This is a genomic window from Collinsella aerofaciens, assembly GCF_039062365.1.
In the GTDB taxonomy this organism is placed as follows: Bacteria; Actinomycetota; Coriobacteriia; order Coriobacteriales; family Coriobacteriaceae; genus Collinsella.
Genome location: NZ_JBCJBI010000009.1, coordinates 44,998 through 60,451 on the forward strand (window position 1 = coordinate 44,998; position 15,454 = coordinate 60,451).

General features: G+C 64.3%; 12 protein-coding genes and 1 tRNA gene. All 13 read left to right on the forward strand.

Annotated elements, in window-relative coordinates; all coding sequences use genetic code 11:
• The 13 genes from ABCN01_RS06030 (at position 1) to ABCN01_RS06090 (ending at position 15,444) form a co-directional block, all read left to right on the forward strand.
• Positions 1-783 carry an NADH-quinone oxidoreductase subunit B family protein gene (locus tag ABCN01_RS06030; protein WP_342996513.1) on the forward strand — a complete coding sequence of 261 codons (783 nt, stop codon included), beginning with the start codon at positions 1-3 and terminating at the stop codon, positions 781-783.
• Positions 784-1,365, forward strand: a complete 582-nt coding sequence (locus ABCN01_RS06035) for a formate hydrogenlyase maturation HycH family protein (protein ID WP_055286175.1) — start codon at positions 784-786, stop codon at positions 1,363-1,365.
• A complete protein-coding gene (hycI, locus tag ABCN01_RS06040) occupies positions 1,365-1,868 on the forward strand; it encodes a hydrogenase maturation peptidase HycI (protein ID WP_342996511.1) in 504 nt (167 codons plus the stop codon). The genes ABCN01_RS06035 and hycI overlap by 1 nt, the downstream gene beginning before the upstream one ends.
• Positions 1,869-1,907: 39 nt before the next feature.
• Positions 1,908-2,747 carry a formate/nitrite transporter family protein gene (locus tag ABCN01_RS06045; RefSeq protein ID WP_342996509.1) on the forward strand — a complete coding sequence of 280 codons (840 nt, stop codon included), beginning with the start codon at positions 1,908-1,910 and terminating at the stop codon, positions 2,745-2,747.
• Positions 2,748-2,869: 122 nt separating this feature from the next.
• Positions 2,870-4,987 (forward strand): molybdopterin-containing oxidoreductase family protein, encoded by a 2,118-nt coding sequence (locus ABCN01_RS06050; RefSeq protein WP_342996507.1) that lies wholly within the window; start codon positions 2,870-2,872, stop codon positions 4,985-4,987.
• A gap of 76 nt (positions 4,988-5,063) precedes the next feature.
• Positions 5,064-6,521, forward strand: a complete 1,458-nt coding sequence (selA, locus tag ABCN01_RS06055) for an L-seryl-tRNA(Sec) selenium transferase (protein WP_342996506.1) — start codon at positions 5,064-5,066, stop codon at positions 6,519-6,521.
• The gene (gene selB / locus ABCN01_RS06060; protein ID WP_342996505.1) at positions 6,518-8,485 is read left to right on the forward strand and encodes a selenocysteine-specific translation elongation factor; all 1,968 of its coding nucleotides are present in this window, start codon (positions 6,518-6,520) and stop codon (positions 8,483-8,485) included. Before selA ends, selB begins: the two co-directional genes overlap by 4 nt.
• 136 nt (positions 8,486-8,621) lie before the next feature.
• A tRNA-Sec gene (locus ABCN01_RS06065) sits at positions 8,622-8,718 on the forward strand.
• Positions 8,719-8,873: 155 nt separating this feature from the next.
• Positions 8,874-9,506 (forward strand): molybdenum cofactor guanylyltransferase, encoded by a 633-nt coding sequence (gene mobA / locus ABCN01_RS06070; RefSeq protein WP_342996504.1) that lies wholly within the window; start codon positions 8,874-8,876, stop codon positions 9,504-9,506.
• Between the two features lie 29 nt (positions 9,507-9,535).
• Positions 9,536-9,931 (forward strand): putative Se/S carrier protein, encoded by a 396-nt coding sequence (locus ABCN01_RS06075; RefSeq protein ID WP_195193057.1) that lies wholly within the window; start codon positions 9,536-9,538, stop codon positions 9,929-9,931.
• Between the two features lie 257 nt (positions 9,932-10,188).
• Positions 10,189-11,544 carry an NADP-specific glutamate dehydrogenase gene (gene gdhA, locus ABCN01_RS06080; RefSeq protein ID WP_342996503.1) on the forward strand — a complete coding sequence of 452 codons (1,356 nt, stop codon included), beginning with the start codon at positions 10,189-10,191 and terminating at the stop codon, positions 11,542-11,544.
• Between the two features lie 166 nt (positions 11,545-11,710).
• Complete coding sequence (locus ABCN01_RS06085; RefSeq protein ID WP_342996502.1) at positions 11,711-12,613, forward strand: FAD binding domain-containing protein; 903 nt, start codon at positions 11,711-11,713, stop codon at positions 12,611-12,613.
• Positions 12,613-15,444 carry a molybdopterin-dependent oxidoreductase gene (locus ABCN01_RS06090; protein ID WP_342996500.1) on the forward strand — a complete coding sequence of 944 codons (2,832 nt, stop codon included), beginning with the start codon at positions 12,613-12,615 and terminating at the stop codon, positions 15,442-15,444. The genes ABCN01_RS06085 and ABCN01_RS06090 overlap by 1 nt, the downstream gene beginning before the upstream one ends.
• The last annotated feature ends 10 nt before the right edge of the window (positions 15,445-15,454 follow it).

The window sequence follows — 15,454 nt, forward strand, 5'->3', positions numbered from 1 at the left end:
ATGGCCGAACCCACGCTTTTGCCCGAGCGGCTTCAGTACCGCCCGACCAAGATCGAGCTCGACGAGAGCATCGAGAAGGCCAAGGCGACTCTTCTTAAGAAGATCAAGCGCTCGGTGTACGTCTACCGTGTCGACTGCGGCGGCTGCAACGGCTGCGAGATCGAGATCTTCGGTTCCATCACGCCCGTCTTCGACGTCGAGCGCTTTGGCATCAAGGTCGTGCCCTCGCCCCGTCACGCCGATGTGCTGCTGTACACCGGCGCCGTGACGCGTGCCATGAGCATGCCGGCCCTGCGCGCCTTTGAGGCCGCACCCGATCCCAAGATCGTGGTGTCCTATGGCGCGTGCGGCTGCACCGGCGGCATCTTCTACGACAACTATTGCGTCTGGGGCGGCACGGACAAGATTCTGCCGGTCGATGTCTATATCCCCGGCTGCCCGCCCAGCCCCGCGCAGACCATCTACGGCTTTGCCATGGCGCTCGGTCTGCTGGACCAAAAGCTCCATGCCGAGACCACGGTGGAGGCCGCCGGCGAGCAGGCCGATATCCTGCACCCCGGCGTGCCGTACAAGCTGCGCGTTGCCATTGAGCGCGAGGCTCGCGCCATGAGCGGCTATCGTTACGGCCGCGACCTGGCCAATGAGTTTATGGATACGCTCGAGGGCGCGCCCAAGGGCGATATCCGCGGTGCCATGGCGCTGCTCATCGACAAGCAGGACGATCCGCGCCGCGTTGAGGTCTACTCGGCGCTGCAGGATCTGGTGCTGGCCGGAGGTCGCTAGATGGAGCTCACGGACCGCTCTGGTTACTTTGCGGGTCCCGGCATGCTCGGCGGCTCCTTTGGCGATGCCTCGCGCGCGAGCGACGAGGCTGCCGAGGGCGTCGCCGACCCCTGCCTGGGCCATGCGCCCGACCAGGTGGTCTTCTATGAGCTCACGCGTAAGTTTGTGGAGACCGAGGAAGACGTTCCCCAGGAGGCCTGCGACGTGCTGTACTACACGCTCGCCGTGGGCCACCACACCGGCGTGCTCGATTGCTTTGAGCCGCGCCTGTCGGTGCCGGTGGATGTGTTCTATTCGCTCGTCGACGCGTTGCCGGAGGGAGAGGCCAAGACCAAGTTCGAGGCCATCCGCTCCTTTGGCGAGTGCCAGCTTGACAAGGCGGCGGTGCCGTCGCTGCTCGAGGCCTGCGACACGCTGCTCGACGAGCGCGGTTTTCGCGGGTCGGCCAAGGCCGGCATCTCGGTGTTCGACGACGACTTTGGCCTGCATGCCCAGCAGGTCGCGTTCTTAATGAAGTTCCGCGATTTGGTGGAGCGCGTGCGCGATGTGTCGGGCGTGTATCTGACGGGGAGGTTGCAGTAATGGGTCGCGTTGTGGATGGTCGTGTGAACGGCGTCCCGTTTGCGGGTATCGTGCTCACGGCGGGAAGCGTGCTGCGTGCCGACGATGCCGCCGGCCCCGTGCTCTCCAAAAAGATGGAAGACGCGCCCATCGCCGGTTGGTACACCATCGACGGCGGGCAAACACCCGAGGATGACATCATCGAGGTCAAGCGCGAGCGTCCGCCGCGTTTGGTTTTGGTCGATGCCGCCGACATGGCGCTGCCCGTCGGCGCCATCCGCTTGCTCGACAAACGTGACGTGGCCCGCAAGTCGATGTTCACCACGCATTCGCTCCCTTTGTCGATTCTGATCGAGGAAATCGAGCAATCGTGCGAAGATATCGTCTTCATAGGGATTCAGCCGGGCGATACGGAGTTCTACAACCCTATGTCCCCGGAGGTCTTTGACGCCGTCGACGCCGTGTACGACGCCGTGGCCGCCAACGACTTTTCCCACTTTGTCCGCTTGGGACAAGAGCAATAGGAGCGCTTGTCCCTGCTGATTAGGAAAGAAGTGATTGACATGGCAGATTCCAAGGCAGAATATCCCGCTCCCGATTGCCTGGCGCCCGCCGCGATCGAGGCCAAGACCGAGGCCGCCGGCGTGACCAAGGCCAACCTGCCGGTCGCAAAGGCCTTTCTGTTGGCAATGTTCGCCGGTGCGTTCATTGCCTTCGGCGGTCTGTTCTTTACCGTGTTCTTGAGCGATAGCACGCTGGGCTGGGGCGCTCAGCGTGTCGTGGGCGGCCTGTGCTTTTGCCTGGGCCTGGTGCTGGTGCTGGTGTGCGGCGCCGAGCTGTTCACGGGCAATTCGCTTATGGTCTGCGCGCTCAAGAGCAAAAAGATCACCCTGGTCCAGATGCTCAAGGCGTGGGTCGTCGTATGGGTCGGTAACTTTGTCGGTGCTCTGTTCATCGTCTTTTTGGTGTACATGGCCGGCATTTACAAGCTCAACGGCGAGGCGGTCGCCAATTCCATGGTGAGCGTCGCCGCCGGCAAGGTGACGATCGACTGGGTGACGATCTTCTTCCGCGGCATCCTGTGCAACATCTTTGTGTGCCTTGCCGTGTGGATCGGTACCGCCGGCAAGACCGTAGTCGATAAGGTTGTGGGCATTCTGCTGCCCATCGCTGCCTTTGTGGCCTGCGGTTTTGAGCACTGCGTTGCCAACATGTACTTTTTGCCCATGGGTGCCGTGATGCATGCGTGCGGCTATGGTGCCGAGGTTGCCGGGGCCGGTGCACTCAACGTCGCGGGCATTGCGTTTAACCTGTCCGCCGCCACGCTGGGAAACATCGTGGGCGGTGCGGTTCTGGTCGCACTCGGCTACTGGTTTATCTACGCTAAGAAGTCCGAGGCGTAAGGTACCGTCTGTTTGACGTTGGGCCTCCCGCGGGGCGTTGCCGTGCGGGAGGCTTTTTGGGTCTGGGGCTCGTTGCCGGGCTTTTGGCCTGTTGTGTTTGGCTGATGAAAGGGGTAATCGAGATGGCATCTGCTGCGAAGCGTGACGGTCGCGCCGTGGTGACCACATGCGGGGGATGCTATGCCGATTGCGCCTTTGCGGCACGCGTTGAGGACGGTCGCGTGGTGGCCGAGTTGCCGGTGCCGGGGCACCCGTGCGCGGCGCGTGCCCTTTGCGCCCGCGGACGGCATCGCCTGGCAATGCCGTTTGACGAGCGCGACCGGATTTTGCATCCTATGCGCCGACGAGCTGATGGTTCGGGGTTCGATGCGATTTCCTGGGACGAGGCGTTTGCTCAGATTGCCGAGCGTCTTTTGGGGATTGTTGGCGAGCGCGGGCCCCGTGCACTGGGCATGACGCTCGGCGTGCCCTCGTTCGACCGCTACTGGGCGTATCGTTTTATGCATGCGCTTGGTTCGCCCAACGTGTACGGTGCCGACGGTGCCTGCGAGGTAAGCCGACTTACCGGTTGGGAGCACAGCTTGGGCTACAGCCCCGCCTCCGACCTGGCGCATACCGATTGCATCATGTATCTGGGGCGCTCCATTGTCGATTCGTCGACGATGGGGGCCGTTGATGCGCTCAACGATGCCCGTCGACGTGGGGCTAAGATTATCGTGGTTGACCCCCGGCGCAGTGGCTCGGCTGCGCTTGCCGACCGCTGGCTGCGCGTACGTCCTGGATGCGATCTGGCGTTGCTGCTGGGTATCGCACATGTGCTGGTAGCCGAGGACCTGTACGATCACGAGTTCGTGGACCGCTACGCCACAGGCTTTGACGAGCTGGCGCAGGCGGCCAGTTCTTGGACACCCGAGTGGGCCGAATCGATGTGCGACGTGCCGGCCGCAGAGATTGTCGCCACGGCGCGCGATCTCGCTGCCGCCGCGCCTGCCGCTGTGGTGGATGCGGGTTTTCATGGTGGCATCGGCATCGCGTATGCCAATAGCACCCAGACCGCACGCGCTATCTGCTTGGTCGATGTGCTGCTGGGCTGTATTGGACATGCGGGTGGCGCGCTCAATCCGCCCACACCGCTTTCACTGGGCGACCTCGATCCCACTCGCTTTGCGACGCCGCCGGTGCCGCGCGAGCCCAAGTTGGGGTCCGAGCGCTATTCACTGGTCGATCCGGTGCGCGGGCTGTGCACGACCATCGGTCAGTCGATTCTTGCCGGCGATTTGCGTGGGCTCATCGTCTATGCCAGTAACCCCGGTGCAGGCTATGGCAATGCACAGGCTTGGTTGGGTATTTTGCAGCAGCTCGACTTGCTTGTGACGATTGATATTCGTTGGTCCGAGACGGCGCGTGCTTCTGACTTCGTGCTGCCCGACGTGACGTATCTGGAGGCCGACCGCGGTGTGGGCACAGTCGTGGGCGCCAACGATTCGCGCGTGTTCTACCGCAACGCCGTGCTGCCCGTGCAGCATGACGGCACACGTCCCGGTCGGGAGATTTTTGCCGGTCTGGCGCAGGCGTGTGGCGTGGGCGAGTATTTCCAGTTTACGTCTGACGATCTGACGGCTGCCCAGGTGGCGCCTTTTGGGATCAATCTGGACGAGCTCAAGGAGCGCGGCTGGGCCGACACGGGTGTTGCGTTGCCGTCGCGTACGGGCGAGCCGGCGATTCCCTTGGATGGCGGCAAAATTGCGCTGGCAAGCGACGTATGGGAACGAGCCGGCCTGGGTCGTGTGCCCAACTGGATCGCGCCCATGGTGGAGCCCGGCCCGGGGATGTTTCGTCTCATTAGCGGCAACCGTCCCTTTGAGTCGCACACTTCGCGCAGACTCGCGGCGGCTGGCGCCGCCGAGGCGGGCTCGGATCTGGATGCCGTGCAGATGAATGCCGATGCCGCTGCGCGCATGGGCATCGTCGACGGCGAGATCGTCGAACTCGTGAGCGATATGGGCCGCGACCGCGTGCGCGTGGAGACGACGCCCTATCTGCATCCGGCGTGCATCTTCACCTCGGCCGCCCCCGGCGGGCGTTCGTTTGGCGCCGATGCCGGTGGCGCTCAAGCCTTGGGCGTGGGCCCGCTCGACCATACACCGTTGCGTTGGGACCCGTTGACGGGCGCCGCGCTCACTCAGGAAAACGCCGTTCGCGTGGAAAAGATCGCGGCGCGCGAGGATAATAGCGATTGATTGACTCAGCCGATCGAATTGGCTGATAGTTTGACGTTCGAACGATTGATTCACCTTTGGTTTTGAAAGGCCGCACATGAGCGATAGCCAGAACATGTCCGATGAGGTGCGCGCCCGCCTGCGCGCCATTCCCTCCGTCAACGAGCTGCTTGCCGAATGGCCGGTAGTGAAGGCGGCGGGGGAGACCTGCGACGCGGTGGTGCATGCCGCCGTCACGGTCGAGCTCGACGAGGAGCGCGCCGCCATTCGCGCCGGTGCCGCCCCGCGCTCTAAGCGCGAGCTGGCATCGGCTATCGAGTGGCGTGCGCATCGCTCCGCGCTGCCGAGCCTGCGTCCCGCCGTCAACGCCACGGGTGTTGTTATCCATACCAATCTGGGTCGAGCCCCGCTCGCGGAGTCGGCCGCCAAGGCCGTGGCCGAGGTCGCGCGCGGCTACAGCACGCTCGAGTACAGCGTGGACACCTGCTCGCGCGGGTCGCGCAAGGAGCATGCCGCGCAGCTCATCCGCTCGCTTACCGGTGCCGAGGACGCGCTTGTGGTCAACAACAATGCCGCCGCGGTTCTGCTGGTACTGGCGACTCACGCTGCGGGCAAAGAGGTTATCGTCAGCCGCGGCGAGCTTGTCGAGATTGGCGGCAGCTTCCGCATCCCCGACGTCATGGTGGCTTCGGGCGCCAAACTCATCGAGGTGGGCGCCACCAACCGCACGCATCTGGGCGACTACGAGCGCGCCATCACGCCCGAAACGGCCATGATCCTGAAGGTTCATCCTTCCAACTATCGCATCGAGGGTTTCCACGAGGAGGTGGGTTCTCGGGAGCTTGCGGCGCTTGCTCACAAGCATGGCCTGCTGTTCTACGAGGACCAGGGGTCGGGCGCGCTGTTGCCCGACGACATCTTGGTGCGCGGAGGCGAAGAAACCACGCCGGCTTCGGTCGCGGCGGGGCTCGATATCGTGTCATGCTCGGGCGATAAGCTGCTCGGCGCCGCGCAGGCGGGCATTATCATGGGTCGTCGCGATCTGGTCCAGGCCTGCGGGTCGCATCCACTTATGCGTGCCCTGCGTCCGGGCAAGCTCGCACTGGCGGCGCTCGAGGCTACACTGCGCATTTACATGGATGGGGCGGATGTGGCCCATCGCGAGGTGCCGGTGCTCAACATGCTCACGCTTCCGCAGGCTCATCTGGAGCGCCGCGCACGCAAACTGCGCGAGCTGATGGTGGCGGGCCTCGATAAGGCGGGTTGCCCGCGCGCCGTGCAGGTGGAAATCGTCGAGGAGTCGTCGACTCCCGGCGGCGGCTCGCTGCCTACCGTCGAGCTGCCCACGATGTGCGTGGCCGTCTGCCCGGTCGACGGGCGCCTGTCCGTCGACGCGCTCAAGCGCTCGCTTGTCCAGGACTTCGACACGCCGGTCGTCACGCGAACTTCGCACGATCGCATTTTGTTTGACGTCCGTACGCTTGTGGGCGACCGCGATATCGAGACGGCGGCATCGACGCTCGTCGCGTGCGTTGAGAAGGCAGTTGCACGATGAGTGAGGTCCAAGCGCTGGTGGAGTGTCCCGTTATCGTTGGCACGGCGGGACATGTCGACCACGGTAAGTCGGCACTGATCGAGGCGCTGACGGGTAAAAACCCCGACCGCCTGGAGGTTGAGCGCCGTCGCGGTATGACCGTGGAGCTGGGCTTTGGCGAGCTGGCGCTGCCGAGTGGCAAGATCGTTGGTCTGGCCGATGTGCCGGGCCACGCGCATTACTTGCGCGCCATGGTGCAGGGCGCCACGGGTATCGACGTGGCCGTGCTAGTGGTCTCTGCCGTCGAGGGCGTAATGCCGCAGACCCGCGAGCACGTGCATGTGCTGGAGCTGCTGGGCGTTACGCATATGGTAGTCGCGCTGACGATGTGCGACCTGGCCGATAGCGAGATGGTTGATCTGGCCGAGCTCGATGTCGATGACTTTTTGTCGGGTACCGTGTTTGCGGGCGCGCCGATTGTGCCCGTGTCGTCTAAGACGGGCGAGGGGATCGACGGGCTGCTTGCGGTGCTCGACGAGCGGGTAAGTGCCTGCTGGGATGCCTGCCGCGACCGTGCCGAGCGCACCGATGCCGCGCCGCGCCTGCCGATTGACCGCTGCTTTACGATTAAGGGCGTCGGTACTGTCGTAACGGGAACGCTGCACGATGCGCCGGTTGCGGTGGGCGACGAGCTGATGGCCTTGCCGTCGCGTACGGTCTGTCGCGTGCGCGGGATTCAGGTGCATGGCGATACGCCGCGCGCGCTGCCTGGTCAGCGTGTGGCGCTCAACCTAGTTGGTGACGGTGCCGCGGCGCTTGACCGTGGCGAGATGCTGGGCGTTGCGGACCGCTTTGGCCAGACGTTGCGCTTTATGATGACGTTCACCTACCTCGGCCGCGAGGGCGCCAAGCCGCGCGTGCTCGAGTCGGGCGCGCGTGTGCATGTGATGGCCGGCACGGCCGAGGTCGTCGGCCGCATCATGCTATTGGAGGGCGAGGCCCCCATGGCGGTGGGCGAGACCCGTACCGTGCAGGTGCGCCTGGATGATCCGCTGCCGCTGCGTGCCGGAGACCATGCCGTGGTGCTGTCGTATTCGCCCGTTATGCTCATCGGCGGCGGGCGCGTGCTGCTTTCGCGCTGCCGTCGCTCGCGCGAGCTTTCTGCCGGCGAGCGCGCACTGTTTGCGGCGCTTGAGTCCGGCGATACCGCGGGCGGTGTGGGCGCTTGGCTGGCGCTGCAGATGCTGCCAGTTACGGCGGTTGATGTTGCCGACGCTTTGGATCTTGGTGTCGGCGAGGTCGATGCCGCACTGCGCGGGTTGGTGTCGCAGGGCTCTGTTCGCAAGCTTGCTGTGGGTGATGCGGACTACTTGGCGGACGCCGTGGTGCTCGACGCTGCGATGGATGCACTGGCGGCGACCCTGTCAGCCATGCACGCGGCGTCTCCCAAGGAGACGGGCTTTACGCCCGGCGCCGTTGCCCATGCTGCGTGGCCTGCCGCTGATGATGGCGTTGCCGCGGCTCTGATTGCCGAGGGCTGCTCGCGTGGCGTGTGTGCCGCCGAGGGTGCCGAGGTATTCGACCCGCACTCCGCTGCCGCCGCGGCGCGTGTGGTGCGCGAGGCCTGCGAACGTATCGTTGCCTTGCTGGACGAAGCCGGCCTCGATGCACCGATATTGTCCGAGGTGGGCGAGCAGTTGCAGCTCGATCGCGACACCATGACGCGTGCCCTGCGCGAGCTTTCGCTCAATCGCTCGATCGTTAAGGTCGAGCGCGACGTTGCCCTGTCCGCTGCCGCCGAGGCCCATGCGCGCGAGCTTGTTGCCGCCGCCATTGAGGCATCCGGCGGTGCTGCCACCACGAGCGTACTGCGCGAGGCCCTGGGTGTGTCGCGCAAACGTGCCATCAGCATCTTGGAGCACCTGGATGCCGTGCGCTTTACGGTGCTCGACAAGGACGCCGGCGGCCTGAGGTCCCTGCGCTAGCCTACCCTTATCAGTTGCGGTGAAATAGTTCCTGTTTTTGGGGTCTTGCAGCCTAAGCAGGAACTATTCCACCGCAACTTCTTGCTCGTCTTTTTGGGATAGAGCCGTTTCGGTTTGGTAAAATACCGCCGCACTTGGGAACGGATGGGCTCCGGTGGGCTCCGCGGTCCTCAAAACCGTTGCGAGGCGTGCAAAACGTCTTGGATGTGTTCGATTCACATACGTTCCCGCCATACGCTACCAGCGCTTTTGTGCTCGCGGTCTTGCTGCGTGCCGCAAAGGCGCTGTTTTGTTTTTGCACGGGTTTGCCGTGCCGCCCGCTTTATCGGCGACGGTATTTGGCTTCGTGTGCCGGGTTTCGAGCATGCCGATGGAGGTGTTTTGTCGTATGACTACCGTAAGACGTGCCAATCTTTCTTGTGTCGTCCAGGCGGGCGGGTTGTCCTCACGCATGGGCTGCGATAAGGCTCGCATGGCGTTTTGCGGCGAGCCGCTCATCGAGCGCGTGCTGGGTCGGCTGGCGCCAGTTGCCGGCGAGTTGGTCGTGACGACTTCGCGTCCCAGCGAGCTTGCCTATCTTGAGGAGCACGCGTTTGGCGGCCTGGTGTCGCGTGTGGTGGCGGACCTTGAAGGACCGGCGGGTGCCATGCGCGGCATCGCGAGTTCGTTGGCCGCGGCCCGATTGCCGCTCGTGGCGATCGTCGCCTGCGATATGCCGTTCGTCTCGCCGGAACTCATCGGCGCGCTTGCCGATCGTGTTGAGGCCGAGGCGCTCGACGTGTGCGTGCCGCGCGAGGAGCGGGGGATTGAGCCGCTTTGCGCCGTCTGGCGCCGTGACGCGTGTGCGCCGGTTGCCCAAGAGCTGCTCGCCTGCGACCGCCAGCGCATTCGCTGCCTGATCAATCGCGTTCAGGCTGGTTACATAGATGAGCCGCAGATCGTTAAGGCCGCGGGCTCGACGCTCTGCTTCGAGAACGTCAATACGCCCGAGGAGTTTGCTGCGGCCGAGTTACTCGCCTAGATCTGCACACATCGATGACAGGAGTTGCCATGTCTCACGATATTTGCCCCGATACCGGGGAACCTTGCACTTGCGATGGGTCCGAGCCTTGCACCTGCGGCTGTGGTGGCTGTGGACATACTGCGGAAGAGGAAGCGGCCGCCGCGGCGTATCGTGAGGCACACCGCGAAGGCCCGTCCGGTGATGCCCTCGACCACGAGCGCAAGATTATTGTGTCGTTTGACAGCACCTTCGATGTGATGGAATGCGAGCAGCTGTGCCTGGATGCCGGTGTGCCCGGGCGCATTATGCCTTTGCCCGGCTCCATTACCGCGGGTTGCGGCCTGTGCTGGGCCATGCCGTTCTCGGGCGATGCGCTTGCCGCCTTCCGCGCTGCCACCGAAGGCCGCATAACCCCCGCCGACTACCACCAGCTCGTCCTCTAACCACCAAAACCACCACAAAGGTGCCTGTCCCCAATGTGGTGGTTTGGAACACGTGGACGAAACAGGTTTGAAACACGGGTTTTGCACGTCAGGCACTCAAAAACGCCTCTACCTGCATCGTAATCAAAACGAAACATCTGCTCGTCGGCTTATGCGAAACTTTCCCGCAACAGTGCGATATTATCCATACTCGATAAAGCTCGCGGCGCATGGGGCGCCTCGAACGACACTTTTCTTTTCCATCAATTGGAGGAAGCATGAGCTACACGCAGAAAGTTCTCGACGAGCTCAAGGCCCGCTATCCCGAGCAGCCTGAGTTCATCCAGGCCGCGACCGAGATCCTCGGCACCATCCAGCCGGCGCTCGACGCCCATCCCGAGTACGAGGAGGCCGCTCTGCTCGAGCGCCTCGTCGAGCCCGAGCGCATCGTTATGTTCCGTGTCCCCTGGGTCGACGACCAGGGCAAGGTCCAGGTCAACCGCGGCTACCGCGTCGAGTTCAACTCTGCCATTGGACCCTACAAGGGCGGCCTGCGCTTTAACCCGACGGTCACCCTGGGCATGCTCAAGTTCCTGGGCCTGGAGCAGATCCTTAAGAACAGCCTGACCACCCTTCCCATGGGCGGCGGCAAGGGCGGCTCCGACTTTGACCCCAAGGGCAAGTCCAACAACGAGATCATGCACTTCTGCCAGTCCTTTATGACCGAGCTCTATCGCCACATCGGCCCCAACACCGACGTTCCCGCCGGCGACCTGGGCGTTGGCGGCCGCGAGGTTGCCTACCTGTTCGGTCAGTACAAGCGCCTGACCAACGAGTGGACCGGCGTCCTCACCGGCAAGGGCCTCTCCTTTGGCGGCTCGCTCGCCCGTACCGAGGCCACCGGCTACGGTCTGGCCTACTTTGTGGACGAGTACCTAAAGAGCCGCGGCGACTCCTTCGAGGGCAAGAGCGTCGTCGTTCACGGCTCCGGTAACGTCGCCATCTACGCAGTCCAGAAGGTCTCCCAGCTCGGCGGCAAGGTGCTGGCCTGCTCCGATACCCACGGCTGGGTCGAGGATCCCGACGGCATCGACTACACCGTGCTCGAGCACATCTACAATAAGAAGCGCTCTGGCCACGACAAGGGTGTTACGCTCGCTATGTACGTTGACGAGAAGCCCAACGCCGTGTGGCACGAGGGCGACGGCCGCGGCGTGTGGCAGCTTCCCTGCGACATCGCGCTGCCCTGCGCTCGCGAGAACACGCTGCTGCTCGAGGACGCCCAGGCACTCGTCGCCAACGGCTGCAAGGTGGTCGGCGAGGGCGCGAACATGCCCACGACCATCGAGGCCACGACCTACTTCCAGGAGAACGGCGTCGCCTTTATGCCCGGTAAGGCTGCCAACGCCGGCGGCGTGCTCGTGTCCGGCCTGGAGATGAGCCAGAACGCCGAGCACCTGTCCTGGACCTTCGAGGAGGTCGACGGCAAGCTCGAGCAGCTCATGCGCGGCATGTTCCACAACGTAGACGACACCGCCAAGGAGTACGGCGAGGAGGGCAACTTCGTCATGGGCGCCAACATCGCCGGCTTCCTGAAGGTCGCCGACGCTATGCTCGCTCAGGGCGTCTGCTAAATCTTCGCTCGATATAGCATCGCAGAAGGCTCCCAGTCATCTTGGCTGGGAGCCTTTTTGATCCGCACGCGACGGAGGAAAACGGTTCATTTTGTCCCGACACGAGCTGTGCCCCCTCGTTTGGTACACTTAAAGGTACTGGACAAGTGGAGAGATGGGGGAGAACGTGCTCAAGTTCGGTACCTACGTCCGTGTTGGAAACGCGGCCGAAGCCTATGAGCTCTTGCAGAAGAACCGCAACAACAAGATTGTGGGCGGCGGCATCTGGATGCGCCTGGGTTCGCGTCGTGTGGCGACGGCGATTGACCTTTCGGCCTGCGGACTCGATCAGATCGAGGAGACCGAGACCGAGTTTCGCATCGGTGCCATGTGCACCCTGCGCCAGCTCGAGCGTCATGCCGGGCTCAACGCGCTTGTCAACCATGTCTTTGAGTTCGCCGTCCACGACATCGTGGGCGTGCAGCTGCGCAATACCGCCACGGTTGGCGGCAGCATCTACGGCCGCTTTGGCTTCTCGGACGTTCTCTCCGCCTTCCTCGCGCTCGATTCCTATGTTGAGCTGACGGGGGCCGGCCGCGTGCCGCTCGCCGAGTTCGTCGATATGGGCTACGTGCGCGACGTTATCGAGCACATCGTGGTCATCAAACACGATTACCGCGCGAGCTACGAGGCCGTACGCAAGGCCGCTACCGACTTCCCCTCGCTGAACGTCACCGCCGCCTGGTGGGACAACACCTGGCACGTCACCGTGGGCGCCCGTCCGCTGCGCGCGACCCTGCTGCAGGGCGAGGCGTGCGGCCTGGTGAATGAGCGTCCTTGCGAAAACGAGCTGCGCGCCCTGGCCGCGTCCGTACGCGCGCTGAGCTACGGCACCAACCTGTGGGGCTCGGCCGACTACCGCCGCCGCATCTCGGCACCGCTCGCCGTCCAGGCCGTGCGTCGCGCCGCCGGCATCGAGCTTTCGGCCGCGCTTGCCCGCGAGCTCGAGACCGTGCAGGTCCCCAAGTTTGCCACGGACGAGTATTCCTGCCGCCGCGTGCCCGGCGTCGATTCTAGCGAGGTGCGCTAATGGCTGCCAAACTCATCGATCTTTCCTTTACGCTCAACGGCCGCAAGGTCAAGGTCCAGATTGCCCCCGACACCATGCTCTTTGCGCTTTTGCGCGAGCAGGGTTGCGCGTCGGTGCGCTGCGCCTGCGAGACCACCAACTGCGGCCTGTGCACGGTGTGGCTCGATGGCGATCCGGTGCTGAGCTGCTCGGTTCCCGCCGCGCGCGTCGAGGGCCGCTCCATCACCACACTCGAGGGCCTCAAGGCCGAGTCCGAGGCGCTTGCCCGTGCGATGGCCGCCGAAGGCGCCGAGCAGTGCGGTTTTTGCGCCCCCGGCCTCATCATGAACGTGCTGGCGCTCGCCCGCGCCGCCAAGGAGGACCCGAGTCTCGTCGCCACGCGCGAGGAGCTCTCGCGCCAGCTCGCCGGCAACCTGTGCCGTTGCAGCGGCTACGAGAGCCAGCTGCGCGCCATCGTTCGCTTCCTCAACGAGTCTGGCGTACGGGTGGGCTTTGAGATGCCCGAGCTGCCGGTCAACGACACGAGCTCCGACGGTGTTGCGTACAAGCAGATTACTCACAAACAGCCCAAGAAGGACTCGAAGGCTCTGCTCGAGGGCCGTCCCGTCTACACGGGCGATATGGTTCCCGCCGGCGCGCTCATTGTCAAACTCAAGCGCAGCCCGTATGCCCGCGCTAAGATCCGTTCCATCGACACCTCGCGCGCGCTGAAGGTGCCCGGTGTCGTGGGCGTCTACACCTACGAGGACGTGCCCAAGCGCCGCTTTACCATCGCCGGCCAGAGCTATCCGCAGCCGAGTCCCTACGACCGCCTGATCCTCGAGAACCTCGTGCGCTATCAAAACGAGGAAGTGGCGATTGTCGCCGCCGAGACCGAGGAGGCCGCCGACAAGGCGCTCAAGCTCATCAAGGTCGACTACGAGGTGCTCGAACCGCTGCTCGACTTTACCCAGGCACTCGATAACGACATCGTGATTCACCCCGAGGGCGACGTGACCTTTATGTTCCCGCAGGGCGGCGATGTCCCGCGCAACCTGGTGTGCAGCGGTACCAGCGATTATGGCGATCTGGACGAGGCCTTCGCCCAGAGCGACATCGTCTTTGAGCGCACCTACACCAGCCAGGCCACGCAGACTGCGCCCATGGAGACCTTCCGCGCCTTCGCGACGACCGACGCGTTCGGCCGCATCTCGGTGACCACCTCCACGCAGGTGCCCTTCCACGTGCGTCGCATGGTCGCGCAGTCGCTCGACATTCCGCAGTCGCAGGTGCAGGTCATCAAGCCGCGCATCGGTGGCGGCTTTGGCTCCAAGCAGACGGGCTGCTGCGAGATCTTCGTGGCGTTCGTCACCCAGCAGACCGGCCGTCCGAGCTACTGCTGCTACACCCGCGAGGAGACCATCACCGCGGGCAACTCGCGTCACCAGATGCAGATGACCGTCAAGCTGGGCGCCATGAACGATGGCACCATCACGGCGATCGACCTGCATACGTTGTCCAACGCCGGCGCGTACGGCGAGCACGCTACCACGACGATTGGCCTGTCGGGCCACAAGAGCCTGCCCATCTACAACCACGTGAAGGCGAGCCGCTTTAGGTGGGACGCCGTCTACACCAACACCAACCGCGGCGGCGCTTATCGCGGCTACGGTGCCACCCAGGGCCAGTTTGCCGTGGAGAGCGCCGTCAATGAGCTCGCCGACATGCTGCACATGGACCCCGCCGACCTGCGCCTTAAGAACATGGTTCGCGAGGGCGAGACCATGCCGCAGTACTACAACGAGAAGCTTAACGCCTGCGCACTCGACCGCTGCCTGCTGCGAGCGATGGACATGATCGGCTGGCGCGACAAGCCGCTGGCCGTGGATCTGGGCGATCGCGTGCGCGCCCTGGGCTGCGCGCTCACCATGCAGGGCTCGGGCATCTCCAACGTGGACATCGCCGGCATCGACATGCGCCTGGAAGAGGACGGTTTCATTACCATCGGCACCGGCGCCACCGATAACGGCATGGGCGTCGATACGATTCTGGCGCAGATTGCTGCCGAGGAGCTGGGCGTGGAGAGCTCGCAGATCGTGGTGCGCGGCGTAGACACCGATGTGTCGCCGTTCGACGCCGGCTCGTACGCGAGCTCTGGTACCTACGTGACGGGCCTTGCCGCCAAGAACGCCGCGACCGAGCTGCGCGAGAAGATTTGCGCCAAGGCCGCCCAGATGTGGGATGTGGACGCCGCCGACGTGGTCTTTGATGGCCAGTACGTGCGCCTGTCCGACGAGCGTGCCGCGCGCGAGCAGAACCGCTACCTCACGCTGCGCGACTTTGCCAACCTGTGTGTCAAGAACATCGCGGGCGGCGACGCGCTCACCTCGCACGCCTCTGCCTGCCTGCCCGTTTCGCCCCCGCCGTTTATGGCTGGTATTGCCGAGGTAGAGGTCGACAAGGCCACTGGCAAGGTGACCGTGGTGGATTACGCCGCTGCCGTTGACTGCGGCACCGTGATCAACGAGGCGCTCGCGCGCGTCCAGGCCGAGGGCGGCATTGCCCAAGGCATCGGTCACGCGCTCTACGAGATCGTCGAGCACGACGACCGCGGCCGCCTGCGCACCGGCAACTTTATGAGCTACAAGTTGCCCACGCGCCTGGATATCGGCAGCATTCGCGTGGCCTTTGAGCCGAGCTACGAGCCGACGGGCCCGTTTGGTGCCAAGTCGATCGGCGAGGTCGTCATCAACACGCCGCTCGCCGCCGTGGCCTCGGCCGTGGCACACGCCACCGGCCACCAGGTGCGCTCGCTGCCGATCACGCCCGAGAAGGCCCTGCTGGGGGAGTAACAGGTCAGCG

Excerpts from the sequence above, each read along its gene's own strand:
- ABCN01_RS06030 (WP_342996513.1), top strand. The coding sequence starts at position 1 with ATGGCCGAACCCACGCTTTTGCCCGAGCGGCTTCAGTACCGCCCGACC.
- ABCN01_RS06035 (WP_055286175.1), top strand. The coding sequence starts at position 784 with ATGGAGCTCACGGACCGCTCTGGTTACTTTGCGGGTCCCGGCATGCTC.
- hycI (WP_342996511.1), top strand. The coding sequence starts at position 1,365 with ATGGGTCGCGTTGTGGATGGTCGTGTGAACGGCGTCCCGTTTGCGGGT.
- ABCN01_RS06045 (WP_342996509.1), top strand. The coding sequence starts at position 1,908 with ATGGCAGATTCCAAGGCAGAATATCCCGCTCCCGATTGCCTGGCGCCC.
- ABCN01_RS06050 (WP_342996507.1), top strand. The coding sequence starts at position 2,870 with ATGGCATCTGCTGCGAAGCGTGACGGTCGCGCCGTGGTGACCACATGC.
- selA (WP_342996506.1), top strand. The coding sequence starts at position 5,064 with ATGAGCGATAGCCAGAACATGTCCGATGAGGTGCGCGCCCGCCTGCGC.
- selB (WP_342996505.1), top strand. The coding sequence starts at position 6,518 with ATGAGTGAGGTCCAAGCGCTGGTGGAGTGTCCCGTTATCGTTGGCACG.
- mobA (WP_342996504.1), top strand. The coding sequence starts at position 8,874 with ATGACTACCGTAAGACGTGCCAATCTTTCTTGTGTCGTCCAGGCGGGC.
- ABCN01_RS06075 (WP_195193057.1), top strand. The coding sequence starts at position 9,536 with ATGTCTCACGATATTTGCCCCGATACCGGGGAACCTTGCACTTGCGAT.
- gdhA (WP_342996503.1), top strand. The coding sequence starts at position 10,189 with ATGAGCTACACGCAGAAAGTTCTCGACGAGCTCAAGGCCCGCTATCCC.
- ABCN01_RS06090 (WP_342996500.1), top strand. The coding sequence starts at position 12,613 with ATGGCTGCCAAACTCATCGATCTTTCCTTTACGCTCAACGGCCGCAAG.